28 protein-coding genes are annotated in these 24948 nt (G+C 61.2%); 20 read left to right on the forward strand and 8 right to left on the reverse strand.

From position 1 onward, the window contains the following. Positions 1-69 precede the first annotated feature (69 nt). Both GST84_00510 and GST84_00515 read left to right on the forward strand, forming a co-directional pair. Positions 70-285 (forward strand): dodecin flavoprotein, encoded by a 216-nt coding sequence (locus GST84_00510; GenBank protein XGB10921.1) that lies wholly within the window; start codon positions 70-72, stop codon positions 283-285. A 101-nt stretch (positions 286-386) separates the two neighbouring features. Further along, positions 387-608 carry a DUF1161 domain-containing protein gene (locus GST84_00515; protein XGB10922.1) on the forward strand — a complete coding sequence of 74 codons (222 nt, stop codon included), beginning with the start codon at positions 387-389 and terminating at the stop codon, positions 606-608. Between the two features lie 99 nt (positions 609-707). Here the strand turns inward: GST84_00515 and GST84_00520 are convergent, their stop codons facing one another. Beyond that, a complete protein-coding gene (locus tag GST84_00520; GenBank protein XGB10923.1) occupies positions 708-1712 on the reverse strand; it encodes an MsnO8 family LLM class oxidoreductase in 1005 nt (334 codons plus the stop codon). A gap of 152 nt (positions 1713-1864) precedes the next feature. Here GST84_00520 and GST84_00525 point away from each other — a divergent pair, with 152 nt between their 5' ends. Both GST84_00525 and GST84_00530 read left to right on the forward strand, forming a co-directional pair. After that, positions 1865-2290, forward strand: coding sequence for an OsmC family peroxiredoxin (locus tag GST84_00525; GenBank protein ID XGB10924.1), 426 nt, complete (start codon positions 1865-1867; stop codon positions 2288-2290). 75 nt (positions 2291-2365) lie between these two features. Further along, positions 2366-2599, forward strand: coding sequence for a DUF1161 domain-containing protein (locus tag GST84_00530; GenBank protein ID XGB10925.1), 234 nt, complete (start codon positions 2366-2368; stop codon positions 2597-2599). Between the two features lie 35 nt (positions 2600-2634). Here the strand turns inward: GST84_00530 and GST84_00535 are convergent, their stop codons facing one another. Together GST84_00535 and GST84_00540 are read right to left on the reverse strand one after the other, a co-directional pair. Beyond that, entirely contained in the window at positions 2635-3048 is a 414-nt protein-coding gene (locus GST84_00535) for a hypothetical protein (GenBank protein ID XGB10926.1), read from the reverse strand. 55 nt (positions 3049-3103) lie between these two features. Then, a complete protein-coding gene (locus GST84_00540; protein XGB10927.1) occupies positions 3104-3517 on the reverse strand; it encodes a hypothetical protein in 414 nt (137 codons plus the stop codon). An 85-nt stretch (positions 3518-3602) separates the two neighbouring features. Here GST84_00540 and GST84_00545 point away from each other — a divergent pair, with 85 nt between their 5' ends. Next, entirely contained in the window at positions 3603-4679 is a 1077-nt protein-coding gene (locus tag GST84_00545; protein ID XGB10928.1) for an aminopeptidase, read from the forward strand. A 34-nt stretch (positions 4680-4713) separates the two neighbouring features. Here the strand turns inward: GST84_00545 and GST84_00550 are convergent, their stop codons facing one another. Next, complete coding sequence (locus GST84_00550) at positions 4714-5364, reverse strand: HAD hydrolase-like protein (protein ID XGB10929.1); 651 nt, start codon at positions 5362-5364, stop codon at positions 4714-4716. Positions 5365-5485: 121 nt separating this feature from the next. Beyond that, positions 5486-6034 carry a gamma carbonic anhydrase family protein gene (locus GST84_00555; protein XGB10930.1) on the reverse strand — a complete coding sequence of 183 codons (549 nt, stop codon included), beginning with the start codon at positions 6032-6034 and terminating at the stop codon, positions 5486-5488. 66 nt (positions 6035-6100) lie between these two features. Here GST84_00555 and prlC point away from each other — a divergent pair, with 66 nt between their 5' ends. The 6 genes from prlC to GST84_00585 all read left to right on the forward strand — a co-directional run bounded on the left by prlC (position 6101) and on the right by GST84_00585 (position 14460). Continuing rightward, on the forward strand, positions 6101-8188 hold the full coding sequence (prlC, locus tag GST84_00560) for an oligopeptidase A (protein ID XGB10931.1): 2088 nt from the start codon (positions 6101-6103) through the stop codon (positions 8186-8188). Next, positions 8185-8466, forward strand: a complete 282-nt coding sequence (locus GST84_00565) for a YheV family putative metal-binding protein (GenBank protein XGB10932.1) — start codon at positions 8185-8187, stop codon at positions 8464-8466. The genes prlC and GST84_00565 overlap by 4 nt, the downstream gene beginning before the upstream one ends. A gap of 123 nt (positions 8467-8589) precedes the next feature. Next, a complete protein-coding gene (locus GST84_00570) occupies positions 8590-10584 on the forward strand; it encodes a peptidase M3 (protein ID XGB10933.1) in 1995 nt (664 codons plus the stop codon). A 70-nt stretch (positions 10585-10654) separates the two neighbouring features. Further along, positions 10655-11713, forward strand: coding sequence for a PA0069 family radical SAM protein (locus tag GST84_00575; GenBank protein XGB10934.1), 1059 nt, complete (start codon positions 10655-10657; stop codon positions 11711-11713). Between the two features lie 302 nt (positions 11714-12015). Beyond that, the gene (locus GST84_00580) at positions 12016-12735 is read left to right on the forward strand and encodes a carbonic anhydrase (protein ID XGB10935.1); all 720 of its coding nucleotides are present in this window, start codon (positions 12016-12018) and stop codon (positions 12733-12735) included. Positions 12736-12927: 192 nt separating this feature from the next. Further along, positions 12928-14460, forward strand: a complete 1533-nt coding sequence (locus GST84_00585) for a SulP family inorganic anion transporter (protein XGB10936.1) — start codon at positions 12928-12930, stop codon at positions 14458-14460. 188 nt (positions 14461-14648) lie between these two features. On the opposite strand, the gene GST84_00590 is transcribed toward GST84_00585, so the two are convergent. Then, complete coding sequence (locus GST84_00590) at positions 14649-15290, reverse strand: hypothetical protein (GenBank protein ID XGB10937.1); 642 nt, start codon at positions 15288-15290, stop codon at positions 14649-14651. Between the two features lie 369 nt (positions 15291-15659). Here GST84_00590 and coxB point away from each other — a divergent pair, with 369 nt between their 5' ends. From coxB to GST84_00610, 4 genes are read left to right on the forward strand one after another with little or no spacing between them, the layout of a single operon-like run. Continuing rightward, positions 15660-16787 (forward strand): cytochrome c oxidase subunit II, encoded by a 1128-nt coding sequence (coxB, locus tag GST84_00595; GenBank protein ID XGB10938.1) that lies wholly within the window; start codon positions 15660-15662, stop codon positions 16785-16787. Positions 16788-16830: 43 nt separating this feature from the next. Further along, complete coding sequence (gene ctaD, locus GST84_00600; protein ID XGB10939.1) at positions 16831-18420, forward strand: cytochrome c oxidase subunit I; 1590 nt, start codon at positions 16831-16833, stop codon at positions 18418-18420. A gap of 9 nt (positions 18421-18429) precedes the next feature. Then, a complete protein-coding gene (locus GST84_00605) occupies positions 18430-18996 on the forward strand; it encodes a cytochrome c oxidase assembly protein (protein XGB10940.1) in 567 nt (188 codons plus the stop codon). 16 nt (positions 18997-19012) lie between these two features. Beyond that, positions 19013-19900, forward strand: a complete 888-nt coding sequence (locus tag GST84_00610; protein XGB10941.1) for a cytochrome c oxidase subunit 3 — start codon at positions 19013-19015, stop codon at positions 19898-19900. Positions 19901-19932: 32 nt separating this feature from the next. Here the strand turns inward: GST84_00610 and GST84_00615 are convergent, their stop codons facing one another. Continuing rightward, positions 19933-20136 (reverse strand): twin transmembrane helix small protein, encoded by a 204-nt coding sequence (locus GST84_00615; GenBank protein ID XGB10942.1) that lies wholly within the window; start codon positions 20134-20136, stop codon positions 19933-19935. Positions 20137-20187: 51 nt separating this feature from the next. On the opposite strand from GST84_00615, the gene GST84_00620 reads away from it, so the two are divergent. The 5 genes from GST84_00620 to GST84_00640 are packed head-to-tail and all read left to right on the forward strand — an operon-like array spanning position 20188 to position 24071. Further along, on the forward strand, positions 20188-20925 hold the full coding sequence (locus GST84_00620) for an SURF1 family protein (protein ID XGB10943.1): 738 nt from the start codon (positions 20188-20190) through the stop codon (positions 20923-20925). Continuing rightward, positions 20894-21475 carry a hypothetical protein gene (locus GST84_00625; protein ID XGB10944.1) on the forward strand — a complete coding sequence of 194 codons (582 nt, stop codon included), beginning with the start codon at positions 20894-20896 and terminating at the stop codon, positions 21473-21475. The genes GST84_00620 and GST84_00625 overlap by 32 nt, the downstream gene beginning before the upstream one ends. 9 nt (positions 21476-21484) lie before the next feature. Then, positions 21485-22564 (forward strand): heme A synthase, encoded by a 1080-nt coding sequence (locus GST84_00630; GenBank protein ID XGB10945.1) that lies wholly within the window; start codon positions 21485-21487, stop codon positions 22562-22564. Continuing rightward, a complete protein-coding gene (locus tag GST84_00635; protein ID XGB10946.1) occupies positions 22549-23442 on the forward strand; it encodes a protoheme IX farnesyltransferase in 894 nt (297 codons plus the stop codon). The genes GST84_00630 and GST84_00635 overlap by 16 nt, the downstream gene beginning before the upstream one ends. Further along, a complete protein-coding gene (locus GST84_00640; GenBank protein XGB10947.1) occupies positions 23439-24071 on the forward strand; it encodes a redoxin domain-containing protein in 633 nt (210 codons plus the stop codon). The genes GST84_00635 and GST84_00640 overlap by 4 nt, the downstream gene beginning before the upstream one ends. Before the next feature lie 93 nt (positions 24072-24164). Here GST84_00640 and GST84_00645 read toward each other — a convergent pair whose 3' ends face one another. Next, positions 24165-24935, reverse strand: coding sequence for a methionine ABC transporter substrate-binding protein (locus GST84_00645; protein XGB10948.1), 771 nt, complete (start codon positions 24933-24935; stop codon positions 24165-24167). Between the last annotated feature and the right edge of the window lie 13 nt (positions 24936-24948).

Consider the following 24948-nt stretch of genomic DNA (forward strand, 5'->3'; position numbering starts at 1 on the left):
TGACTGCTCGCAGGTAAACCAGGCCTGCGCTGCTAGGCTGAAACTCACTGTCACCCATGGAGAGCACTCATGACCGATCATCACACCTACAAGAAAATCGAACTGGTAGGGTCTTCGCCCACCAGTATCGAAGACGCCATCAACAATGCTCTGGCTGAAGCCGGCAAAAGCATCAAGCACCTGGAATGGTTCGAAGTGGTCGATACCCGTGGCCATATCCGTGACAACAAGGCGGCGCACTTCCAGGTCACGCTGAAGGTCGGCTTCCGTATCGCCAATAGCTGATATAGCGTCGGGCTGCATGATCTCGGCGTGATGAGGTATTCAGGAACGGGGCGCCTTGGTGGGGTCCCCTTCTGATTTCATCTGCACAAGGAAAGCGAGTGATGAAAAAACTGATTCTGGCGCTGGGCCTGATGACCCTGGCCGGTGGTGCGCTGGCAGCGGGCAAACCGTGCGAGGAGTTGAAGGCGGAAATTGCGGCCAAGCTGGATGCCAAGGGCGTCACTGGCTACAAGCTGGAGATCGTCAAAAAAGGCGAGCCGGCGGGCAAGGTCATTGGTAGCTGCGAGGCCGGCACCAAGGAGATTGTGTACCGCCGCGGCTGATGGCCCCGCTCATTCGCGGGCTTGCCCGCTCCCACAGGTACAGCGCAGGCCTTGAAGGCTTCAGTCAACCTGTGGAAACGGGCGAGCCCGCGACGAGGGTCACTCGGTCTTGAGGGCCTGCGCCATCAGCTCATATGACCGAATGCGGTCCGCATGTTCATACAAGTCACAGGTAAAGATCAGTTCATCCGCACCCGTCTGGTCCAGCAGCACTTCTACCTTGGCCTTTACCTTCTGCGGGCTGCCAATCATGGCCAACCCCAGGAAGCTGCCCACCGTCTCTCGCTCATGGGGCAACCACAGCCCATCCATGCTCTCCACGGGTGGCTTCTGCATCAGGCTCTGTCCGCGAATCAGCGCCAGGATGCGTTGGTAGACCGAGGTTGCCAGGTATTCGGCCTTCTCGTCGGTCTGCGCCACCACCATGGGTATGCCCAGCATCACATACGGCTTATCCAGCGTGGTCGAGGGCCTGAAATGGTTGCGATATACGCGAATCGCCTCGTGCATGTAGCGTGGTGCGAAATGCGAGGCGAAGGCGTAGGGCATGCCGCGCATGCCGGCCAGCTGGGCGCTGAACAGGCTGGATCCCAGCAACCACATTGGCACGTCGGTGTCGTGCCCGGGTACGGCGATCACTTTTTGATCATCGGTGCGTGGCCCGAGGTAGCGCGAAAGCTCCTCGACATCGTCCGGGAAGTCATCCGGGCTGCCAGCGCGCTCGCGTCGCAGGGCATAGGCGGTCATTTGGTCCGAACCCGGCGCACGGCCCAGGCCAAGGTCGATACGCCCCGGATACAGGCTGGCCAAGGTGCCGAACTGCTCGGCAATTACCAGCGGCGCATGGTTGGGCAGCATTACCCCGCCAGAGCCCACGCGAATACGTGAGGTCCCACCGGCCAGGTAGCCGATCAGCACCGAAGTCGCCGAACTGGCGATGCCGTCCATGTTGTGGTGCTCGGCCACCCAAAAACGGTTATAGCCAAAGCGCTCGACATGCTGCGCCAGGTCCAGCGAGTTGCGCAGCGATTGCGCGGGGCCGGCGTCGGCGCGCACGGGCACCAGGTCCAGGGTAGAAATCTTCAGGTCACGCAGCTGCGTCATGGAGCCTCCGCAAGAATGATTGGCCAGAGGCCTTTTTGATTCTGTATGGGCGCATTCGTTGGATTCAATGCCTGCAAGCATATTGCTCTGAACTTGCGGCAGGCGGCGGGCCTCTGAACCGTAGGCAAGCAACCCAGTGATCAGGAGGCATCATGAAAAAGACAGCATCGGCGATCTGGCAAGGTGGCCTGAAGGATGGGAAAGGTCTGCTTTCTACCGAAAGCGGCGCACTCAAGCAGAACCCTTATGGCTTCAATACACGTTTCGAGGGCACACCCGGTACCAACCCGGAGGAGCTGATCGGCGCGGCGCATGCCGGTTGTTTCTCGATGGCGCTATCAATGATGCTCGGCGAGGCGGGGCTTACCGCAGAGCGGATCGACACGGCTGCAGAGGTGACGCTCGACAAGCAAGCGGACGGTTTTGCCATTACTGCCGTGCACCTGGTGCTCAGGGCCAAGGTACCCGGGGCCAGCGAGGCTCAATTCCTGGAGATTGCCAGCAAGGCGAAGGAAGGCTGCCCGGTGTCCAAGGTTTTGAATGCGAAGATCAGCCTGGATGCCGCATTGGTGGGGTGAAGCGGTGCAACGGTAGTGGTTTGCTGTAGTCTAAAGAACGTCGGCAGCGCCACTGCCCTTTCCAGGAGCCGTTCCATGATTCGCGTAGCTATCGCTGTGTTGGCTACCCTTGTCGCCACGTCTGCGCTGGCGGCCGTCAAGCCATGCGAGGAGCTGAAAGCCGAGATCGAGGCCAAGATCCAGGCCCAAGGGGTTACGTCCTACACGCTGGAGATCGTGCCCAACAGCGAGGTCGAGGACCAGAACATGGTCGTCGGGACCTGCGATGGCGGGACGAAGAAGATCATCTACCAGAAGAACGATCGATAAGCATCAGAGCTCGGGGCTGCAATGCAGCCCCGAATTCACGGTATGCAGAACACCTCGCTAGGCTCGTTCACCACCACCTTGCGGTTGGCGTCATACAGCAGCACCTGCGGCTCCATCACTGGCGCTCGCGCCTCCAGGCGATAGCGCTCGCCGGCCTTGAAGTTGTCAAAGCGTACGGTCAGGTAACAGGTTCGGTCCCTGGGTTCTGACATGATGCCGCCCGAGTAGATTTCATAATCAAAGCGCACCACCAGTTCGTGCTTGCCCGGCGTCACCTGAAAGTAACGGCCATCCTCCAGGCGCTTGCCATCGAGGCGGTCGGCCATGATCACCCGGCCGGGAGTCATGGTGTACAGGTCGACCCACGCCTGCTTCGGGTCGACTGGCGGCAAGGGGCTGGCGCAAGCCCCCAGTGTACTGAGGGCGATCAGCATCATGGGCTGGCGCATGGCGAAACTCCCACTTGCGATTTACAAGTAACAAGCATAGCGCCGTTTGTGCGGTTCAGGTGCGCTGACAACCCGCCGGCAGCCCTTGACCCAGCAGTTTTTGCTGGTGGTCGTAGAGTTTTATCCAAGGGCGGAAGCCAATGCTGCCAGCCTGCAGTTGATAACGCTGCCCGGCGCTGAAGTCCTTGAAGGTCAGCTTGACCTGGCAATCGCGCCATAGTGGCTCATTGACGGGGCCGATATTGCTGGGATTAACCGGAAACTGATAGCGCACGGTCAGTTCGTGGCTGCCGGGTTGAACCTCGAAATAGCGGCTGTCAGCCCAGTCACGCTCATCTACCTGCACGGCGTACAGCGAGGTGTTGCCGTAGCGCGTGAGGTCGACCCACGCCTGATTCGGGTCTGGGTCTGGCAATGTTGAACAGGCAGAGATCAACAACAGTGAGCCGGCGACCAACAATGCACGCATGGCGAAACTCCCCCTTGGCGAGATAGTCTTGGAGCGAAATGGTCTTGAGCGAGTCAGACAGTACCGGATGCTTCGACTTTTTCTTATGCAGCGCTCAGGCCTTGGGGCACTCGACCGCATTTTCACCCGTTTGGTTCCGCTGCTTGCGGCGCTCCTGCTGAACGGTTGCAGCAATGCCGCCTACTATGGGCAGCTGGCCCAGGGACAGTGGCAATTGCTGCGGGCGCGGCAGCCTGTAGAGCAGGTATTGGCCGACCCTGCTACCCCTGCACCTTTGCGCGCGCACCTGCAACAGGCCGAACAGGCGCGGGTGTTTGCCAGCCAGCAATTGAAACTGCCAGACAACCGCAGCTACCGGGTATACGCCGACCTTGGCCGCCCCTACGTGGTGTGGAATGTGTTCGCCACGCCCGAGTTGTCGTTGCAACCGGTAACGCACTGCTTTCCGATAGCAGGGTGCGTGGCGTACCGCGGCTACTACCAGCAAGGCGCGGCGCGGGGCGCGGCGGCGTTGATGCGCCAGGATGGCCTGGATGTTTACGTCGGCGGCGTGGAAGCTTATTCGACCCTGGGTTGGTTCGATGACCCGATTCTGTCGTCGATGGTGGGCTGGGGCGATGAGCGCCTGGCTACGTTGATCTTCCATGAACTGGCCCACCAGCGCTTCTACGTGCAGGACGATACCGAATTCAATGAATCCTTCGCCTCGTTCGTCGAGCAGGAGGGCACGCGGCAATGGCGGGCGGCGCGCGGGCTGGCAGCGGTTGGCGCAGGGCAGAGGCAGCAGCAGCGTGACCAGTTCATCCGCCTGGTGCTGGCCTGTCGTGAGCGATTGCAGGCCATTTATGACGGGCCTTTGGATGATGCGCACAAGCGGCTGGCCAAGCGGGCGGAGTTCGACCGGTTAAGGCAGGAATACCGGCAGTTGCGTGATGGCCAATGGGGTGGGGACAAACGCTATGACGCCTGGATGCATGGGCCGATGAATAATGCCAAGTTGTTGCCGTTCGGGCTGTATGACCAGTGGGTGCCGGCGTTTGCCGCGCTGTTCCATGAGGTTGATGGTGACTGGGCCCGGTTTTATGAGCAAGTCGAGCAATTGGGGCGTTTGCCCATTGATGAGAGAAAGGCAGCGCTACAGGGGTTGATGGCTGGCCGGTAAGATCCAGGGGGCCGCAAGGCAGCCCCCAGGGCCGTCACGCCTTGAGGAATGCCTGATGCATCTCGGCCAAGGTGGCAAAGTGGAAGGCAGGCTCCTCTGCCATCAACTCTTCCCGGCTGCCAAACCCGTACCCCACCGCTACTGCCTGCAGCCCGTTGCTGCGCGCGCCGATCAGGTCATGCTTGCGGTCACCGATCATCAGCGTCTGTGCAGGGTCCAGCCCTTCTTCATCCAGCAAATGGCGAATCAGCTCGACCTTGTTGGTGCGCGTGCCGTCCAGCTCACTGCCGTAGATCACCTTGAAGTGATGATCGAAGGCGAAGTGCCGGGCGATTTCGCGGGCGAACTCCCACGGTTTTGACGTGGCAATGTACAGCGTGCGGCCCTGGCCGTTCAGGGCTTCGAGCAATTCGGGGACGCCAGCGAACACCAGGTTTTCGTACAGCCCGGTCACGCGGAAGCGCTCCCGGTAGAAGTTCACCGCATCCCAGGCCTTGGCTTCGTCGAAGTTGTAGAACTGCATGAAAGCCTGCAGCAGGGGTGGGCCGATGAAATGCTCGAGGCGGGCCAGGTCCGGTTCATCGATGCCCAGTTTGGCCAGGGCGTACTGGATCGAGCGAGTGATGCCCAGGCGTGGGTCGGTCAGGGTGCCGTCGAGGTCGAAGAGGATGTTTTGCTGGTGCATGTACAGGGTTCCACTTGAGTGCTGCGTGGCCTTCTTCGCGGGCATGCCCGCTTCCACAGGTACAGCGCAGGCCTTGATGGCTCCACTGAACCCGTGGGAGCGGGCGCGCCCGCGAATGCGGTCATTCAGGTTGATCGTAGCCTTCGGCCAGGTGCTGGTCCTTGAGCTTCACGTAGTTGCCGGCGCTGTAGGAGAAAAATGCGCGCTCCTTGTCATTCAGCAGCCGGGCCTGTTTCACCGGGCTGCCCATGTACAGGTAGCCACTGACCAGGCGTTTGCCTGGCGGCACCAGGCTGCCAGCGCCGATGATCACTTCGTCCTCGACGATGGCACCGTCCATGATAGTGCTGCCCATGCCCACCAGGATGCGGTTGCCCAAGGTGCAGCCATGCAGCATCACTTTGTGCCCGATGGTCACTTCGTCACCGATGATCAGCGGGAAACCGTCCGGGTTGAAAGGCCCGGCATGGGTAATGTGCAGCACGCTGCCGTCCTGCACGCTGGTGCGCGCGCCAATGCGGATGCGGTGCATGTCGGCGCGCACCACGGTCAACGGCCAGACCGAACTGTCTTCACCGATCTCCACGTCGCCCAGCACCACCGCCGAACGGTCGACGAAGGCCCTGGGCCCAACTTTCGGAGTGTGTTGCTGGAAGCTGCGAATGGCCATGATAGCGTCTCTCATCTGTGCCGATAGGCAGGCTGCCTGCTGCGGTCGGCGTCGATTGTAATTAAGATGGGGCAGTGTTTCTTCTGCCAAGGTATCCAAACCGTGACTGCGAACAACCCGCTTCTGCAATCCCACGATCTGCCGCCCTTCTCGCAAATTCGTGCCGAACACGTGTTGCCGGCGATCGAAGCGATCCTGGCCGACAACCGTAAAGCCATTGCCGAGATCCTAGAAAAGCAGGGCAAGAACCCTACATGGGCCGGCCTGGTGCTGGCCATGGACGAACTGAACGACCGCCTGGGCGCGGCCTGGAGCCCGGTCAGCCACCTCAATGCGGTGTGCAACAGCGCCGAGCTGCGCGAGGCTTACGAGTCTTGCCTGCCAGCCCTGAGTGCCTACTCTACCGAACTGGGCCAGAACCGCGCGCTGTTCGAAGCCTACCAGGCGCTGATCAACAGCCCGGAGGCCGCCAGCTTCGACGTGGCGCAAAAGACTATCCTCGAGCACGCCCTGCGTGACTTCCGCCTGTCGGGTATCGACCTGCCAGCGGACAAGCAGCAGCGTTACGCCGAGGTGCAGAGCAAGCTCAGCGAGCTGGGCAGCCGTTTCTCCAATCAGCTGCTCGACGCCACCCAGGCATGGACCAAACATGTTACCGACGAAGCTGCGCTGGCCGGCCTGACCGATTCGGCCAAGGCGCAGATGGCCGCTGCAGCCCAGGCCAAGGGCTTGGACGGCTGGTTGATCACCCTGGAGTTCCCCAGCTACTACGCGGTGATGACCTACGCCAGTGACCGCGCCCTGCGCGAAGAGCTATACGCCGCCTACTGCACCCGCGCCTCCGACCAGGGCCCGAATGCCGGCCAGTTCGACAATGGCCCGGTGATGCGCGAAATCCTCGACCTGCGCCAGGAGCTGGCCGAACTGCTGGGCTACAAGAACTACGCCGAGCTGAGCCTGGCCACCAAGATGGCCGAGTCCAGCGACCAGGTGCTGAGCTTCCTGCGTGACTTGGCCAAGCGCTCCAAGCCGTTCGCCGCCCAGGACCTGCAACAGCTCAAGGCCTACGCTGCCGAACAAGGCTGCCCCGAGCTGGCCAGCTGGGATGCCGGCTACTTTGGCGAGAAGCTGCGCGAGCAGCGCTACAGCGTGTCGCAGGAAGCCCTGCGCGCCTATTTCCCGATCGACAAGGTGCTGGGCGGCCTGTTCAGCATCGTGCAGCGCCTGTACGGCATCGAAATCGCCGAGCTTGAAGGCTTCGACAGTTGGCACCCGGACGTACGCCTGTTCGAGATCAAGGAAAATGGTCAGCACGTTGGCCGTTTCTTCTTCGACCTGTACGCCCGCGCCAACAAGCGTGGCGGCGCCTGGATGGACGGCGCCCGTGACCGTCGCCGCACTGTCGGCGGCCAGCTGCAGAGCCCGGTGGCCAACCTGGTGTGCAACTTCACTCCGGCCGCGCCCGGCAAGCCCGCGTTGCTGACCCACGATGAAGTCACCACCCTGTTCCACGAGTTCGGTCACGGCCTGCACCACATGCTGACCCGCATCGAGCATGCCGGCGTGTCCGGCATCAACGGCGTGGCCTGGGATGCGGTCGAGCTGCCAAGCCAGTTCATGGAAAACTGGTGCTGGGAGCCGGAAGGCCTGGCACTGATTTCGGGTCACTACGAAACCGGCGCCGCCCTGCCCCAGGACCTGCTGGACAAGATGCTGGCCGCGAAAAACTTCCAGTCGGGCATGATGATGGTGCGCCAGCTGGAGTTCTCGCTGTTCGATTTCGAGCTGCACGCCAGCCATGGCGACGGCCGCAGCGTATTGCAGGTGCTCGAAGGTGTGCGTGATGAGGTGTCGGTCATGCGCCCGCCGGCTTACAACCGCTTCCCCAACAGCTTTGCGCACATTTTCGCGGGCGGTTACGCGGCGGGCTACTACAGCTACAAGTGGGCCGAAGTGCTGTCGGCTGACGCCTTCTCGCGCTTCGAGGAAGAAGGCGTGCTGAACGCCGAGACCGGCCGCGCCTTCCGCGAGGCGATCCTGGCCCGTGGTGGTTCGCGCGAGCCGATGGAGCTGTTCGTCGACTTCCGTGGCCGTGAGCCTTCCATCGATGCATTGCTGCGCCACAGTGGTCTCACCGAGGACGCTGCAGCATGAGTGAGGTAGCTGTGAACAAGACAAAGAAGCGCTTCATTGCCGGTGCCGTGTGCCCGGCGTGCAGCGAGCCCGACAAGCTGATGATGTGGAACGAAGACGGCATACCGCACCGTGAGTGTGTGGCTTGCGGCTTTACCGACACCCTCAACGAGCAGGGCTTGTCGGTGCCGAAAGAACTGGGCACCCGGGTCAACCACCTGACGCCGAAAGCCGCGCCGGCCAAGGTGCAGACCGTGCAGTTCTTCCCTAATCCGAAGCTGAAAAAGCCGGCTGAGTAATACGGTCATGCCGCCCGGGTGCAATGCCCGGGCAGGCATGGACAGGTGTTAGATAGTCAGGCCACCTGGCGCACGTTGGCCATGCAAGCTCTCTTGCTCATTTCTACCAGCAAGGTGTGCGTCATGGCCAACCCTCTTCTGCAAAATAGCCATATCCCCGTCGATTACTCCTCCATCACCCTCGAAAACATGCAGGCGGCATTCGCTCACGTGCTGCTGGCACACGAGAACGGTGTAGAACGCATCATCCGTGATCAACGAACCATGCCCACCTGGGATGACATGGTGCTGGCGGTGGATGGGCTGGATAGCCGGCTGCTGGCAGTGTTGTATGCCGCTTCACCACTGGTCGGCCGGGATACGGCCTGGGCCAACGCCATCATCGATTTCTACGGCAGAGCGACGGCATGCTTCGAACAGAAGTTCGCCAACACTGGCTTGCATGAGTTGTATGAACGCTTGGCCTGCAGTGACATCGGCAAACAACTGGATGCCGGGAAGCGCGCCACCTTGCGTTGGCATCTGGACAAGTTCGCCGCTGGCGGCGCGTTACTCGACTCCGCAGGCAAAGCGCGTCTGGCAAACCTTCAGGCGCAGATTGGCACCGCACGCGAGGCGTTCCGCAGCAACATCAACCGGCCTGGGTTGAATATCACCGATGAAGCCGAGCTGAGCGGCATACCACAGCGGGTACGCGACGAATTGGCTGCAGGAGCACAACAAGCAGGTAAGCAGGGGTGGTTGATTGCGTGTGACACGGTGACTACTCGTGAGGTGCTCAAACATGCTGGCAACCGCCAGCTCCGTGAGCGTGTGTACCGGGCTTTCCACGCCCGCGGCGTCAGCCATGATCCGCAACAGGACAACGGCACGTATCTGCAGCAACTGGCGCAGTTGCTTGAGGCGAAGGCCCTCCTGCTCGGTTACTCCGGCCATCTGGAGCAGAGCTTGCAGGTGAAGAGTGCGGGTTCGGTAGCCCAGGTGTGCGGTTTTCTCCACGATCTGGCCGATCATGTGCGACCTGCCATGTTGCGGTGGCGTTCGCAGGTGGAGCGCGGGGCTGCCGAGCAGGGCCTGGGCCAACCCCTACCCTGGGATTTCGAGTACCTGCGGCGTGCTTCGCGCAGTGAGTTTCCTGCCGAAGCGCTGCGCGATTACTTCCCGCTGAATACCGTTGTCAGTGCGTTGCAGCAATTGGCGCAGAAGTTGTTTGGTGTAGTGCTGCAGCCCAAAGCGCTGCCTGCTTGGGATGACAGCGTGCAGCCGTTCGAGGTGTGGCAGGACAGCGCTTTCATTGGTTTTCTGTATCTGGATGCCGTGCAACACGCAGGCAAGCAGCCAGACGCGGTGTTTACCACCTATGTAAGGAATCGTCGGGTCGATGCAGAGGGTATCTACCAGGCAGCCTCGGTGGTGGTGTTCAGTGATGTGCCGCAAGCGCTGTCAGGTTTACAGCCGTTGCTCGATCATTTGTCACTGCGCAAGCTTTTCCATGAATTCGGCCATGCCTTGCACCACCTGCTGGTACGTACGACGAACCACGTCATGTCCAACGTGACCGAGCTGGGCACCGATGGTGTGGAGTTGTTCGGCAAGCTGTTCGAGCGTTGGGTCTGGGACGCGGACTATCTGGTGGCGATCTCGGCGCGCACGCAGGACGGCCGTCAACTATCCCGCAAGCAAGCCGATGAGTGCCTGCAGCAGTTACGACAGCAGGGCGTGGAGGAGATCGCGAGTGATCTGTGCCTGGCGTTGTTCGACATGGACCTGCATGGCACACCAAACGATGGCAGGTCCTTGGAACAGCGATTGGGTGATGCCCGCGAACGTTGTGGTTACTGGCCGCTGGCTGATTTCGAACATCCGGCGCATGCCTTCGACCACCTTGTGAACGGCTACGATGCTGGTTACTACGCCTACCTGTGGTCGGATGTGCATGCCTTCGATTTGTTCACCCGCTTCGAAGCCGAGGGCCTGTTGAACGAAGCCACGGGTCGGGCACTGCAGGAAGCACTGTTCGCTCCAGGGGCATCGCGCCCGTTACGTGAAGGCATCGAGGCGTTTCTTGGGCGGCCATCGAGCCAGGCAGCGTATCTCAGCTGGCATGGCCTGAAGTAGTCAGACCAGAGGTGCTGGAAAGATCCCGGCATGCACGATACTGTATATGAATACAGTATATAGGTGAGCCATGATTCCTCCAGCACCGCAAAAGGGCCGTGGCACGGCGCACAACCCACACAACCGCTTTGCCCCTGGTCATTCGGTGGCGGAAGATGATGGCTGGTACCAGGAAGTGCCGCAAACCCAGGGCACCGAGGTGCGGATTGAGACAGCCAAGTCGGTGATCAGCCGCAACACTTCACCCGACCTCCCTTTCGATCGCTCCATCAACCCTTACCGTGGCTGCGAGCATGGCTGCATCTACTGCTATGCCCGCCCCTCGCACGCCTACTGGGACCTTTCTCCCGGCCTGGATTTCGAGACCAAACTGATAGCCAAGACCAACGCAGCCGAGGTGCTGGCACAGCAATTGAGCAAACCGGGCTACGTGTGCGCGCCGATCAATCTGGGCTCCAACACCGACCCCTACCAGCCGATTGAGCGGGAACAGTTACTGACCCGGCGCTTGCTCGAAGTGTTACTGCGTTTTCGTCACCCGGTGACCATTGTCACCAAGGGTTCACTGGTGCTGCGCGACCTTGACCTGCTGGCTGAGATGGCCCGCCAGCGCCTGGCACGGGTGATGATCAGCCTGACCACGCTGGACGACAGCCTCAAGCGCGTGCTCGAACCCCGAGCGGCCTCACCCGGTGCGAGGTTGAGGGCCATCCGAGTATTGCGTGAAGCGGGCGTACCGGTGGGTGTTTTGTGTTCGCCAATGATTCCAATGATCAACGACAGTGAGCTGGAGCGCCTGCTGGAGGCGGCCAGGGAGGCTGGCGCACAGAGTGCGGCCTACATGATGCTGCGCCTGCCGCTGGAAGTGGCGCCGTTGTTCGAGCAGTGGTTACAGGACCATTACCCGCAGCGGGCGGCGCATGTGTTGAGCCTGATCCGCCAGAGCCGCAGTGGCGCGCTGTATGACAGCCGGTTCGGCGTACGCATGCGTGGTGAAGGGGTGTTTGCCGAGTTGCTGGCGCAGCGCTTTGCCAAGGCAATGAAGCGGCTGGATTTCGAAGGGCGCGAGGCGCAGGCGCTGGATTGCTCGGCGTTCTGCCCGCCGGGTGGGCAGATGACGCTGTTCTGACTTGATCCCGCTCACACAAGGGCTGCGCATTGCTCACAACGCTACTAATAACAACCAATAATTGCGCTAATACATATTGGCAACTGATGTTTTTTTGCTATTATCCAACTCCCGCCTTTTTCTCTGGAACGCCCGTTCTAGAGCCTTCTAATTAAGTTTCAGTTAAGTTTTCCCCGCTAGCGTAGGTAATAAGTCCACACCGACTGTGATCTATGGCCCGTGCGTGTCATCTAAAACCCTGCATAGCCTGAATCTTTCACCGGTAAAATGGATTTACCTACACACCGTCAAGAGGATGAATCATGCCCGTCAAGGACCCATCCAAGGTCGTACCGCAGGTCCCCGCGGAAAGCGCCGATGCTGCCCTTAAGCACATCGTCGACGGCTTCCTGCGCTTTCACCATGATGTTTTCCCTGATCAGCAAGAGCTGTTCAAGAAGCTCGCCACCGCGCAAACACCACGCGCCATGTTCATCACCTGTGCCGATTCGCGCATCGTTCCCGAGCTGATCACCCAAAGCTCGCCAGGCGACCTGTTCGTAACCCGTAACGTGGGTAACGTGGTACCGCCTTATGGCCAGATGAACGGGGGCGTTTCCAGCGCCATCGAGTACGCCGTAATGGCGCTTAAAGTGCACCACATCATCATCTGTGGCCACTCCGACTGCGGCGCCATGCGTGCGGTACTCAACCCGCAGTCGCTGACCAAGATGCCTACCGTTGGCGCCTGGTTGCGCCACGCTGAAGTAGCCCGCACCGTGGTCGAGAACAACTGCTCCTGCGGCAGCGAGCACGAGACGATGCAAGTGCTGACCAAAGAGAACGTCATCGCCCAGTTGCATCACTTGCGCACCCATCCTTCGGTGGCTTCGCGCCTGGCGGCCGGTGAGCTGTTCATTCATGGTTGGGTGTACGACATCGAGACCAGCAAGATCGAAGCCTACGACGCCGCCAGCGACAGCTTCCTGCCCTTGGCCGCTGGTGAACCCGTTCCCTGCGCCACTCCGAGAGGCCGCTACTAAGCGACCCGTCCGCCGCTAGAACCTTGATAGCCGGCTGCACCCTACAGGGGTGTGGCGCGGCCTTCGGCTGCCTTGAATTCCCTGACTGCCCTGCCGGCGTGCTCGCTGGCGGCCCGCGCCTGCGCGCTTGTCAGGGGCAAACGTGCCCACGGCCAGGGGAATGGCCGTGCGACTAGAGAAAGGAGAAACACGGTGAACATTACACAGTTGAAAGCGGCCCTGCCGCGTGAGTTGCTGGCATCGGTGGTGGTCTTCCTGGTGGCCCTGCCGTTGTGCATGGGCATTGCGATCGCCTCGGGCATGCCACCGGCGAAAGGCCTGATTACTGGGATTATCGGCGGCATTGTCGTCGGGTTCCTTGCCGGATCGCCGCTACAGGTCAGCGGCCCCGCTGCCGGTCTGGCGGTACTGGTGTTCGAGCTGGTACGCCAGCACGGCATGGCCATGCTTGGGCCGATCCTGCTGTTGGCCGGCTTGCTGCAGTTACTGGCCGGGCGCCTGCGCCTGGGCTGCTGGTTCCGCGTCACTGCGCCGGCGGTGGTGTACGGCATGCTGGCGGGGATTGGCGTGTTGATCGTGCTGTCTCAGGTGCATGTGATGTTCGACACGGCGCCGCAACCGTCAGGCCTGCAGAACCTGCTGGAGTTCCCGGCAACCGTGGCGGCAGCCCTGTCACAGGAGGGTGTTGGCTCAGGTTGGATGGCCGGTGCGCTTGGCCTGGGGACCATCGCCATCATGTGGGGTTGGGAGCGCCTTCGGCCGCAGCGGCTGCGCTTTGTCCCGGGTGCCCTGCTCGGCGTGGCAAGCATGACCGCCATCAGCATGTGGCTGGTCCTGCCGGTAAACCGCGTGCAAGTGCCGGCAGACCTGACTGAGGCCATTGACTGGATTCGCCCGGGTGACCTGATGCAACTGGCTGACCCTGCTCTGCTGGTCGCCGCCTTTGCCCTGGCTTTCATCGCCAGCGCCGAAACCCTGCTGTCGGCTGCAGCGGTCGATCGCATGCACAGTGGTCAGCGCTCGGATTTTGACCGTGAGCTTTCAGCCCAAGGCATTGGCAACATGCTTTGCGGGGTGCTGGGCGCCTTGCCGATGACCGGGGTGATCGTGCGCAGTTCGGCCAATGTCCAGGCCGGAGCGCAGACCCGGGCCTCGGCGATTTTCCATGGCCTATGGCTGTTGGCGTTCGTGGTGGCGCTTAGTAGCGTGCTGCAACAGATACCGGTAGCGAGCCTGGCGGGTGTGCTGGTGTTTACCGGGATCAAGCTGGTCGACTTCAAAGCGTTTCGTGGGCTAGGCCGTTATGGCCGCATGCCGATGTTCACCTATGCGGCGACGGCGCTGGCGATCATCTTTACCGACCTGTTGACTGGGGTACTGCTTGGCTTTGCCCTGACCTTGCTGAAACTGGCGTTCAAGGCTGCGCGGCTGAAGATCAACCTGGTCAGCCTGGAGAAGCCGGGACATATGGAGCTGCGGCTCAGCGGTGCGGCGACGTTCCTCAAGGTGCCGGCGTTGACCCAGGTGCTTGATAGCGTTCCGGCGGGCACCACGTTGCACGTCCCGCTGGGTAACCTGAGTTATATCGACCACTCGTGCCTTGAGTTGCTGGAGGACTGGAGCCGCAGCAATTCTGCCAATGGATCACGGTTGCGGATAGAGCAGCGGCGCCTGAAGCGGCGGATCGAGGGGCGCTTGCGGACCACGGCGGGGGTTGGGGCCTAGCCCCAGTGTAAGGAGCGGGTTCACCCGCGAATACGATGGCAGCGGCAGCGGTGAACGGCGGGTGGAAATTGGTTAGCAGGCCCGGCCCATTCGCGGGCAAGGCCGCTCCTACACCGGGCACGCTTCGGTGGTTCGGCACAGGCCGTTGTAGGAGCGGGTTCACCCGCGAATGGGCCGGGACAGGACAATCAGGCCGGCTGACCCAGCTCCACACCCAGCTGGCGCGACAGGCATGGCCAGCGCTTCCACGCCGCGCCGGTTTCCGGGCTGCTTAGCTTTTCGCGGTAAGCCTCCACCGATTCCACCGCAAAGCTTTCGTCATTGAGCATTTCGTCAACCGAGTGGTGCACCACTTCATCCAGCTGGTTGGCAAAGCTTTCGCCAATCAACTGGTGGGCAATCAGGTTGGCCACCGTGGTGTCGACCGGGATCAACGGCTGCTGGAAGTGGCGGATGTACAAGTCATTCACCTCTTCCACCAAGCGGTGCGCCAGGTAGGCCTCATCCAGTAGGCAGTCCAGGCCCACATGCCCTTGCATCACACTGGGCGGCTGAAGGAAGTAGGCCTCGGCAATTTTCAGTACCGGTTTGATCTGGGCTTCGATGCCGGCTTCGCGAGCGACCTCGTGGGCGGCCTCCAACAGTTCCGGAACCTGATCGATGTAGGCGCTGACGAAGCGCGCCAAAGTACCCTGGGCGTCCTGCTCAGGCAGTTGGATCGAGGGGTGCAGGTGGGGCAGTTGCAACTCGAGACGCTGTTTCAATTGGCCGGTCTGGCCTTCATGTTGATGGGCTTGGCTTACCTGCTCGCGTACAGCAGCGATGTTCATGACAACTCCAGGGACATTACGTTTCAAACGGAAGACACTAAATTAGCTCGGTATACAGAATACCTAAGACGTATTTGTTATAAACCACGCAAACGTGTGCTATCTCTGGCATAACCGAATGCCACTATTTTGCCATGAACTCTCAAGCGCGCGGTTTTCAGGCGTTCTGGCCATTTCGTGAAGTTCATTTCACAGGCGTCATTGCGTGCCATTGGTCGCTGTCTATACTCCCGTTGAACGTGATTCGTTGATGAGGCCCGACTGCTTTTAGCAGGGGCTCGGTCGTCGAAGCCAGGCAGTCTTGACCGCCGTTCCCTCTTGCCGCAGGCCACGCCTCCGGGACAACAAGAATTAGAAGGGGAACCCGCAATGATGCGACATCCACATGTCTGGATGGGCCTCCTGTTGTGGTCGGTTTTTGGTCAGGCGAACGCCGCCTGGACCGTGAACATGCACCCAGGGGCGACGGAAGTTTCCAACGCCGTCTTCGACCTGCACATGACCATCTTCTGGATCTGCGTGATCATTGGCATCGTGGTGTTTGGCGCGATGTTCTGGTCGATGGTCATCCACCGCCGCTCCACTGGCCAGCAGGCTGCGCATTTCCACGAGCACACCTGGGTGGAAATCCTCTGGACCGTAGTCCCCTTCCTGATTCTGGTGGCCATGGCTATCCCGGCCACCAAGACGCTGATCGACATCTACGATGCCAGTGACTCGGACATCGACATCCAGGTCACTGGGTACCAGTGGAAATGGCATTACAAGTACCTGGGCCAGGACGTCGAGTTCTTCAGCAACCTGGCTACCCCTGCCGACCAGATCCACAACAAGGCGCCCAAGGATGAGCATTACCTGCTGGAAGTCGACCAGCCGCTGGTGCTGCCGGTGGGCGCGAAAGTGCGCTTTCTGGTCACCGCTGCCGACGTGATCCACTCCTGGTGGGTGCCGGCCTTCGCGGTCAAGCGCGACGCCATCCCGGGCTTCGTCAACGAAGCCTGGACCCGTATCGAAAAGCCCGGCATCTACCGTGGTCAGTGCACCGAGCTGTGCGGCAAGGACCACGGCTTCATGCCGGTGGTGGTCGACGTCAAGTCCAAGGCCGATTACGAGACCTGGCTGGGCGAGCGCAAGGCTGAAGCCGCCAAGCTCAAGGAGCTGACCAGCAAGGAATGGACCCTGAACGAGCTGGTGGAACGAGGCGACAAGATCTACCACACCACCTGCGTGGCCTGTCACCAGGCCGAAGGCCAGGGCCTGCCGCCAATGTTCCCGGCGCTCAAAGGCTCGAAGATTGCCACCGGGCCCAAGGAAGACCACTTGAGCATTGTCTTCCATGGCAAGCCCGGCACGGCCATGGCCGCTTTCGGCAAGCAGCTGTCGGAAGTCGACATCGCCGCTGTGGTCACCTACGAGCGCAACGCCTGGGGCAACAACAAAGGCGATATGGTCACGCCGAAGGACGTGCTGGCGCTGAAGCAGGCAGAAGCCAAGTGAACCGGGTTACTCGCGGCAATCATTGGATTGCAGGAGACAGGACATGAGTGCAGTGATCGACGACCACGCCCACGGCCAGGACCATGCGCACGGCCCGGCCAAGGGCCTGATGCGCTGGGTACTGACCACCAACCACAAAGACATCGGCACGATGTACCTGTGGTTCAGTTTCATCATGTTCCTGCTCGGTGGCTCGTTTGCCATGGTGATCCGCGCCGAGCTTTTCCAGCCGGGATTGCAGATCGTGGAGCCGGCGTTCTTCAACCAGATGACCACCATGCATGGCCTGATCATGGTGTTCGGCGCGGTGATGCCAGCCTTCGTCGGCCTGGCCAACTGGATGATCCCGCTGATGATCGGCGCACCTGACATGGCACTGCCACGGATGAACAACTTCAGCTTCTGGCTGCTGCCGGCGGCCTTCCTGCTGCTGGTATCAACCTTGTTCAGCCCGGGCGGAGGGCCGAACTTTGGCTGGACGTTCTACGCGCCGCTTTCCACCACCTATGCGCCAGCCAGCGTCACCTTCTTCATCTTCGCCATCCACCTGATGGGTATCAGTTCGATCATGGGGGCGATCAACGTGATTGCCACCATCCTCAACCTGCGTGCCCCCGGCATGACCCTGATGAAAATGCCGCTGTTCGTCTGGACCTGGTTGATTACCGCGTTCCTGCTGATTGCGGTGATGCCGGTGCTGGCCGGCGTGGTAACCATGATGCTGATGGACATCCACTTCGGTACCAGCTTTTTCAGTGCCGCAGGTGGCGGTGACCCGGTGCTGTTCCAGCATGTGTTCTGGTTCTTCGGTCACCCTGAGGTTTACATCATGATCCTGCCCGCCTTCGGTGCGGTCAGCTCGATCATCCCGGCGTTCTCGCGCAAGCCGCTGTTCGGTTACACCTCGATGGTGTACGCCACCGGCGCCATCGCCTTCCTGTCATTCATCGTCTGGGCCCACCATATGTTCGTGGTAGGCATCCCGGTGGTCGGCGAATTGTTCTTCATGTACGCCACCATGCTGATTGCCGTGCCCACCGGGGTGAAGGTATTCAACTGGGTCAGCACCATGTGGGAAGGTTCGCTCACCTTCGAAACGCCGATGCTGTTCGCCATCGCCTTTGTCATCCTGTTCACCATCGGCGGTTTCTCCGGGCTGATGCTGGCGATCGCCCCGGCGGACTTCCAGTACCACGACACTTACTTCGTGGTGGCGCATTTCCACTACGTACTGGTGCCTGGTGCAATTTTCGGCATCTTCGCCTCGGCCTACTACTGGCTGCCGAAATGGACCGGCCACATGTACGACGAAACCCTCGGCAAACTGCATTTCTGGCTGTCGTTCATCGGCATGAACATGGCCTTCTTCCCCATGCACTTCGTAGGTTTGGCCGGCATGCCACGGCGCATTCCCGACTACAACCTGCAGTTCGCCGATTTCAACATGGTGTCGTCGATCGGCGCGTTCATGTTCGGTGCCACGCAGATCTTCTTCCTATTCATTGTCATCAAGTGCATTCGCGGTGGCGCGCCGGCACCGGCCAAACCCTGGGATGGCGCCGAGGGCCTTGAGTGGTCGATACCCTCACCTGCGCCCTACCACACCTTCCAGACACCCCCGGAAGTGAAATAGGAACCTGCCATGAACGGCCTGTCGCTGAAACGCCTGGTAACGCGCCTGCTGATGCTGACGGTGGTGATGTTCGCCTTCGGCTTCGCGCTGGTGCCGATCTACGACGTGATGTGCAAAGCCTTCGGTATCAACGGCAAGACCGGCGGCCAGTACGAAGGTAGCCAGGTCAGCGACCCGACGCGTGCGGTGCGGGTGCAGTTCATGTCGACCAATGCCAGCGACATGGTCTGGGACTTCTACTCCACTGCCGACCAGCTGGAGGTCAACCCGGGGGCGGTGAACCAGATGATTTTCATTGCCCACAACCCGACCGACCGGCCGATGAGTGCGCAGGCAATACCCAGCATTACCCCGGCCGAGGCCGCGGCCTACTTCCACAAGACCGAGTGCTTCTGCTTTACCCAGCAGGTGCTGCAGCCCGGCGAACGCATCGAGATGCCGGTGCGCTTCATCGTCGACCGCGACCTGCCGGCCAGCGTGAAGCAACTGACACTGGCCTACACCTTGTTCGACATCACCGCTCGCCACCCGCCGGTCGCGCACGTTGCGGCGCAGGACGTCCAGGGCGCCCGTTAAGGGAAGGAGAACAGCAATGGCAAGTCATGAGCACTACTACGTTCCGGCGCAGAGCAAATGGCCGATCATCGCCACCATCGGCATGTTCATCACGGTGTTTGGCCTGGGCACCTGGTTCAACGACATGAAGGCGGGCCACCCGGATTCGCACGGGCCGCTGATTTTCTTTGTGGGTGCGTTGTTTCTGGCCTACATGCTGTTCGGCTGGTTTGGGGCAGTGGTCAAGGAGAGCCGCGCCGGGTTGTACAGCCCGCAGCTGGATCGCTCGTTCCGCTGGGGCATGAGCTGGTTCATCTTCTCTGAAGTGATGTTCTTCCTGGCCTTCTTCGGTGCGCTGTTCTATGTGCGCGTACTGGCGGGGCCGTGGCTGGGTGGCGAAGGGGCAAAAGGTGTTGCGCACATGCTGTGGCCAACCTTCGAATTCACCTGGCCGCTGCTGCACACCCCCGACCCCAAGCTGTTCCCACCGCCCAAGGAAGTGATCGACCCGTGGCACTTGCCGCTGATCAACACCATCCTGCTGGTCAGTTCCAGTGTGACAATCACCATTGCCCATCACGCCTTGCGGCGTGACCACCGCGGCCCACTGAAATTCTGGATGGCGTTGACCATTGTCCTGGGCATCAGCTTTATCGCGCTGCAGGCCTTCGAGTACCACGAGGCCTATACCAAGCTGGGGCTGACACTGGGCTCAGGGATCTACGGTGCGACGTTTTTCATGCTTACCGGCTTCCACGGTGCCCACGTGACATTGGGCACGATCATTCTGATTGTGATGTTCGTGCGCATTCTGCGCGGGCATTTCAACCCGGAAAAACACTTCGGCTTCGAGGCGGCCAGTTGGTACTGGCACTTCGTCGATGTGGTGTGGGTGGGGTTGTTCATCTTTGTCTATGTGTTGTGAACACGAGAACGCTGTAGGGGCGGTTGAGAACTTCAGAAAGGGGCGTGAGAGACCAGTTGACCGCTGATCAAACCCCAGGCGACCAGGCCTATGGTCAGGGCTGCCAGGGTCACCCGTACGGTCAGGGCCTTGAGCAGACGGGTCGAGTTTTCATCATCTTTGACCAGAAACACCAGGCCACTGAACAGGCTGGCAATGGTGGCCAACAGCATCAGGACAATCGCGGCCTTGAGCATGATGTTACTCCGGGGGGATGCGGTGATGTGGATAAGTATAGCGAGGCGCCCGTGAGGCCGTTTCGCCCAGGCTGGGTACCGACGCTGGTAGTGCTTGCGCTGCTGCCGGGGCTGATTGCGCTTGGTTGCTGGCAACTCGGCCGTGCCGAGGAAAAGCGCGTGCTGCTGGCCACTTATGCAGAACGGCGGATTGAAGCGCCGATCACCACCGCCCAGCTCCTCTCGAAAGAAGACAACGCCTTCCGCCGCGTGCATTTGTATGGCCGCTTCGACGCCGAGCACAGCGTGCTGCTGGACAACCGCATGCGCGACGGCAAAGCCGGTGTCGAGCTGCTGCAGCCCTTCCACGACCAAGCCAGCGGCCTGTGGTTGCTGATCAATCGTGGCTGGCTGCCATGGCAGGACCGCCGGCTGCCGGTGCACTTCGAAACCCCTGCGCAGGCCTTGGCGCTGGATGCCTCTGTGTATGTCGCGCCTGGCAGCACCTTCCAGCTGCACCCGGACCCCATCGGCGGGCAATGGCCACATCTGTTGACCGCTATCGATGCCGCGCTGCTATGGCAACAGCTTGATCGCGAAGGCTTCGCCCAGGAATTGCGCCTGGAGCCGGGCCCGGCGAGCTATCGCCTGGACTGGCCGGTTGTCGCCATGAGCCCCGAAAAACACGTGGGTTACGCCGTGCAGTGGTTTGCCCTGGCGACCGCTCTGGTTCTGCTCTACCTCTTCTTCGGCTGGCACCAAAACAAGGAGAAACGCCATGGCCACCGCCACTCCACTGGACGCGCATGAACGTAGCAAACCCAGAGCCCGTGGGCGTTTGCAGCTGTTGCTTATCCTGCTGGTGGTGCTTGGGCCGATGGTTCTGGCCACCAGCATGTACAAGCTCAAATTCTGGGTGCCGGAAGGCCGCAGCTACCATGGTGCCATGATTGGCAATGGGGAAAGCCGTGCCGATCTCGGCGTGGCAGGGCAGGACAATCGCTGGCAGTTGCTGGTCAGCGCACCCCAGGCTTGCACCGAAGACTGTCAGCGCCTGGTGTACCTGGCTCGGCAGATTCAGGTCGGGCTGGGGCGTGATGCCAGCCGCGCCAGCCACGCGCTGGCCGCCGCCCAGCCGCTGAGTGCCGACTACCAGGCACTGCTCGGCCGCGAGTACCCGCAGTTGCAGCGCTACCCGCTGGATGCGCAACGTTACCAGCAGAAGGTTGTCGAGCCCGGCCCGCAGCTGTGGATCGTCGACCCGCACGGCAACCTGGTGCTGCGCTATGACGGCAAGGTCAACGGCAAGCATGTGCTGGATGACCTGCGCCACCTGCTCAAGCTGTCCAATATCGGCTAGGAGCCTGCCATGGCCAGACCTGGATTTCGCCTTGCTGTGTTCGCCACCCTGCTGGCACTGCTGGTCGTCCTGCTCGGTGCCTATACCCGCCTGACCCACGCCGGCCTCGGTTGCCCCGACTGGCCAGGGTGCTATGGCTTTATCAGCGTGCCCAAGAGCGACGCGCAGTTGGCCCATGCCGAGCTGCACTTTCCTGAGCACCCGGTGGAGGCTGCCAAGGGCTGGGCCGAAATGGTCCATCGCTATTTCGCCGGTAGCCTGGCCGTGGTGATCGCCCTGCTCGTCTTTCAGGCAGTGCGCCGGCATGCCCGCGATGGGCAGCCTTATCGCCTGCCCATGCTGCTACTGGGTGTGGTGCTGGCCCAGGCAGCCTTCGGTATGTGGACCGTCACCCTGAAGCTATGGCCGCAGGTGGTCACGGCGCACTTGCTGGGTGGCTTTACCACGTTGAGCTTGCTGTTTCTGTTGTCTCTGCGTCTGTCCCGGGCCTTTGCGCCCTTGCCGAAACTGCCGCTGAGCCTGCGCCGAATCGCGGCGTTGGCGCTACTGGTGGTAATCGGCCAGATCGCCCTGGGCGGTTGGGTCAGCGCCAACTACGCCGCCGTGGCCTGCATCGACCTGCCGACTTGCCATGGCCAGTGGTGGCCAGCGGCGGACTTCAGCAACGGCTTCCACCTGACCCAACATGTCGGGCCCAATTACCTTGGCGGGCAGCTGGACAGTGATGCGCGTACGGCCATCCACATCAGCCACAGGCTGGGCGCGCTGCTGGTGACCTGCGTGCTACTGATGCTCAGCTGGAAGCTGCACCGCTGTGGTCTCCCCGGCCTGGCACGGCTGGTGCTGCTGGCGCTGGCCCTGCAAGTGGGCCTGGGCATCAGCAATGTGGTGTTCCACCTGCCGCTGGCGGTGGCTGTTGCGCACAATGCCGGCGGGGCGATGCTGCTGCTGAGCATGGTGCTGGTGAACTACCGCATTCGAGTGGTCGACAAGGTTCGAGTGGGCGTCGGCCATGGCTGGCGTCTGCGGCCCGTGGTCGGGGTGGGCATTTCCCATCATATGAGGAACGACTCGTGGCGACGCTTCTAAGCGTACGACGGGCTCGCTGGCGCGATTACCTTGAGCTGACCAAGCCCAAGGTGGTGGTGCTGATGCTGATCACCTCGCTGGCGGGCATGTTCCTGGCCACCCGGGCGGGCGTCAGCTGGAGCGTGCTGTTGTTTGGCAACCTGGGTATCGGCCTGTGCGCGGGTGGCGCGGCGGTGGTCAATCATGTGGTGGATCGGCGCATCGATGCGCTGATGGCGCGCACCCACAAACGGCCTTTGGCCCAAGGCCGAGTCGAGCCCCTGCCGGCGCTGTTGTTCGCCTTGGCCCTGGCCCTGTTGGGCATGGTTCTGCTGCTTGTGTTCACCAACGCCCTCACCGCTTGGCTGACCCTGGCCTCATTACTCGGTTATGCGGTGCTCTACACTGGCTTTCTCAAGCGCGCCACGCCACAGAACATCGTCATCGGTGGCCTGGCCGGCGCCGCTCCACCGTTGCTCGGCTGGGTGGCTGTAAGCGGCCATGTCAGCGCCGAACCCTTGCTGCTTGTGCTGATCATTTTTGCCTGGACCCCGCCGCATTTCTGGGCGCTGGCCATCCACCGCAAGGAGGAATACGCCAAGGCCGATATCCCGATGTTGCCGGTGACCCACGGCGAGTACTACACCAAGCTGCATATCCTGCTGTACACCCTGGTCTTGCTGGCAGTGAGCCTGCTGCCGTACGCCATCCACATGAGTGGCCCGCTGTACCTGGCCTGTGCCCTGGCTTTGGGCCTGCGCTTCCTGCAATGGGCCTGGGTGTTGTACCGTAGCAGCCGGCCGCACGCAGCGATCGGCACCTTCAAGTACTCTATCGGCTACCTGTTCGCGCTGTTCATTGCGTTGCTTCTTGACCACTACCTGTTGCTGAACCTATGACCCGAACCCAGAAAACCGTCTTCATCCTCGTTGCCCTGGTCGCGTTGATCATGGGCCTGACCGTCAACAAGGTGCTTAATGGTCGTGACCAGCCCAACCCTGCCGAGCTGATCGATGCGGGCATCATCCTGCTGCCGCAGAGCCGCGCCGTGGCCGATGTCACCATGACCAACCAGGACGGCCAGCCGGTGCAGATGGATGCCCTCAAGGGCAAATGGTCGCTGCTGTTCTTTGGCTACACCTACTGCCCGGATATCTGCCCGACCACTCTGGCCCAGCTGCGCCAGGTGAAGAGCGAGCTGCCCAAGGATGCCGTCGACCGGCTGCAGGTGGTGTTGGTGAGTGTGGACCCTAACCGCGATACGCCGAACCAGCTGAAGCAGTATCTGGGCTATTTCGACAAGGACTTTGTCGGCGTGGCGGGGTCGATCGAGGATACCCAGAAGCTGGCCAATGCCTTGAGCATTCCGTTCATTCCTGCGGATACCAGCAAGCCGGGGTATACCGTGGATCACAGCGGTAACCTGGCGATTGTCGGTCCGGATGGACGACAGCGTGGGTTCATTCGGGCGCCGTTCAACAACCAGAAGCTGGGGGCGCAGCTGCCGGGGCTGGTCAAGCGGGATTGAGTCAGCCCCAAAAGCTTCGCGGGTAAACCCGCTCCTACAACGATGTGTGTAGGAGCGGGTTTACCCGCGAAGAGTCCAGCGTGATAGTTCGGCTCAGAACGCCGGAACCACAGCGCCTTTGTACTTCTCGATGATGAACTGCTTCACCTCTGGCGAGTGCAGTGCAGCCGCCAGTTTCTTCATGTCGTCCGAGTCCTTGTTGTCCGGGCGGGCAACCAGAATGTTCACGTAAGGCGAGTCGCTGCCCTCGATGGCCAGCGCGTCTTTTTCCGGGTTCAGCTTGGCTTCCAGCGCGTAATTGGTGTTGATCAGGGCGGCATCTACCTGGGTCAGCACGCGCGGGATGGTGGCGGCTTCCAGCTCACGGAACTTCACGTTTTTCGGGTTCTCGGCAACATCCTTCACGGTCGACAGGATGTTCTTGTTGTCCTTGAGCTTGATCACGCCAGCCTTGTCCAGCAGCAGCAAGGCGCGGCCGCCGTTGGTGGCGTCGTTGGGGATGACCACGGTGGCGCCGGAGGACAGCTCGTCGAGCTTCTCGATCTTGGTCGAATACACGCCCAGTGGCTCGATGTGCACGCCAGTCACGCTCACCAGGTTTGTGCCCTTGGCCTTGTTGAACTCATCCAGGTAAGGCTGGTGCTGGAAGAAGTTGGCGTCCAGGCGCTTTTCGGCCACCTGCACGTTCGGCTGGATGTAGTCGGTGAATTCCTTGACCTTCAGCTCTACGCCTTCTTTCGCCAGTTGTGGTTTGACGAAGTTGAGGATCTCGGCGTGCGGCACCGGGGTGGCGGCGACGGTGAGGGTATCGGCCTGGGCCGAGAAGGCCGCGACAGCGGCAGCGACAGCAAGCAGCTTCTTCATTGATCACTCCTTG

Origin of the sequence: Pseudomonas putida (genome assembly GCA_041879295.1) — a bacterium.
Taxonomy (GTDB): Bacteria; Pseudomonadota; Gammaproteobacteria; order Pseudomonadales; family Pseudomonadaceae; genus Aquipseudomonas; species Aquipseudomonas putida_Y.

What these genes read in the sequence shown, in the direction of transcription:
- GST84_00520 (XGB10923.1), bottom strand. Translation starts at nt 1,712, where the DNA reads ATGACGCAGCTGCGTGACCTGAAGATTTCTACCCTGGACCTGGTGCCC.
- GST84_00580 (XGB10935.1), top strand. Translation starts at nt 12,016, where the DNA reads ATGCCCGTCAAGGACCCATCCAAGGTCGTACCGCAGGTCCCCGCGGAA.
- GST84_00540 (XGB10927.1), bottom strand. Translation starts at nt 3,517, where the DNA reads ATGCGTGCATTGTTGGTCGCCGGCTCACTGTTGTTGATCTCTGCCTGT.
- GST84_00565 (XGB10932.1), top strand. Translation starts at nt 8,185, where the DNA reads ATGAGTGAGGTAGCTGTGAACAAGACAAAGAAGCGCTTCATTGCCGGT.
- GST84_00575 (XGB10934.1), top strand. Translation starts at nt 10,655, where the DNA reads ATGATTCCTCCAGCACCGCAAAAGGGCCGTGGCACGGCGCACAACCCA.
- GST84_00630 (XGB10945.1), top strand. Translation starts at nt 21,485, where the DNA reads ATGGCCAGACCTGGATTTCGCCTTGCTGTGTTCGCCACCCTGCTGGCA.
- GST84_00615 (XGB10942.1), bottom strand. Translation starts at nt 20,136, where the DNA reads ATGCTCAAGGCCGCGATTGTCCTGATGCTGTTGGCCACCATTGCCAGC.
- GST84_00640 (XGB10947.1), top strand. Translation starts at nt 23,439, where the DNA reads ATGACCCGAACCCAGAAAACCGTCTTCATCCTCGTTGCCCTGGTCGCG.
- GST84_00525 (XGB10924.1), top strand. Translation starts at nt 1,865, where the DNA reads ATGAAAAAGACAGCATCGGCGATCTGGCAAGGTGGCCTGAAGGATGGG.
- GST84_00545 (XGB10928.1), top strand. Translation starts at nt 3,603, where the DNA reads ATGCAGCGCTCAGGCCTTGGGGCACTCGACCGCATTTTCACCCGTTTG.
- GST84_00625 (XGB10944.1), top strand. Translation starts at nt 20,894, where the DNA reads ATGGCCACCGCCACTCCACTGGACGCGCATGAACGTAGCAAACCCAGA.
- GST84_00550 (XGB10929.1), bottom strand. Translation starts at nt 5,364, where the DNA reads ATGCACCAGCAAAACATCCTCTTCGACCTCGACGGCACCCTGACCGAC.
- GST84_00535 (XGB10926.1), bottom strand. Translation starts at nt 3,048, where the DNA reads ATGCGCCAGCCCATGATGCTGATCGCCCTCAGTACACTGGGGGCTTGC.
- GST84_00590 (XGB10937.1), bottom strand. Translation starts at nt 15,290, where the DNA reads ATGAACATCGCTGCTGTACGCGAGCAGGTAAGCCAAGCCCATCAACAT.
- GST84_00510 (XGB10921.1), top strand. Translation starts at nt 70, where the DNA reads ATGACCGATCATCACACCTACAAGAAAATCGAACTGGTAGGGTCTTCG.
- coxB (XGB10938.1), top strand. Translation starts at nt 15,660, where the DNA reads ATGATGCGACATCCACATGTCTGGATGGGCCTCCTGTTGTGGTCGGTT.
- GST84_00645 (XGB10948.1), bottom strand. Translation starts at nt 24,935, where the DNA reads ATGAAGAAGCTGCTTGCTGTCGCTGCCGCTGTCGCGGCCTTCTCGGCC.
- ctaD (XGB10939.1), top strand. Translation starts at nt 16,831, where the DNA reads ATGAGTGCAGTGATCGACGACCACGCCCACGGCCAGGACCATGCGCAC.
- GST84_00605 (XGB10940.1), top strand. Translation starts at nt 18,430, where the DNA reads ATGAACGGCCTGTCGCTGAAACGCCTGGTAACGCGCCTGCTGATGCTG.
- GST84_00570 (XGB10933.1), top strand. Translation starts at nt 8,590, where the DNA reads ATGGCCAACCCTCTTCTGCAAAATAGCCATATCCCCGTCGATTACTCC.
- GST84_00555 (XGB10930.1), bottom strand. Translation starts at nt 6,034, where the DNA reads ATGGCCATTCGCAGCTTCCAGCAACACACTCCGAAAGTTGGGCCCAGG.
- GST84_00515 (XGB10922.1), top strand. Translation starts at nt 387, where the DNA reads ATGAAAAAACTGATTCTGGCGCTGGGCCTGATGACCCTGGCCGGTGGT.
- prlC (XGB10931.1), top strand. Translation starts at nt 6,101, where the DNA reads ATGGGGCAGTGTTTCTTCTGCCAAGGTATCCAAACCGTGACTGCGAAC.
- GST84_00530 (XGB10925.1), top strand. Translation starts at nt 2,366, where the DNA reads ATGATTCGCGTAGCTATCGCTGTGTTGGCTACCCTTGTCGCCACGTCT.
- GST84_00610 (XGB10941.1), top strand. Translation starts at nt 19,013, where the DNA reads ATGGCAAGTCATGAGCACTACTACGTTCCGGCGCAGAGCAAATGGCCG.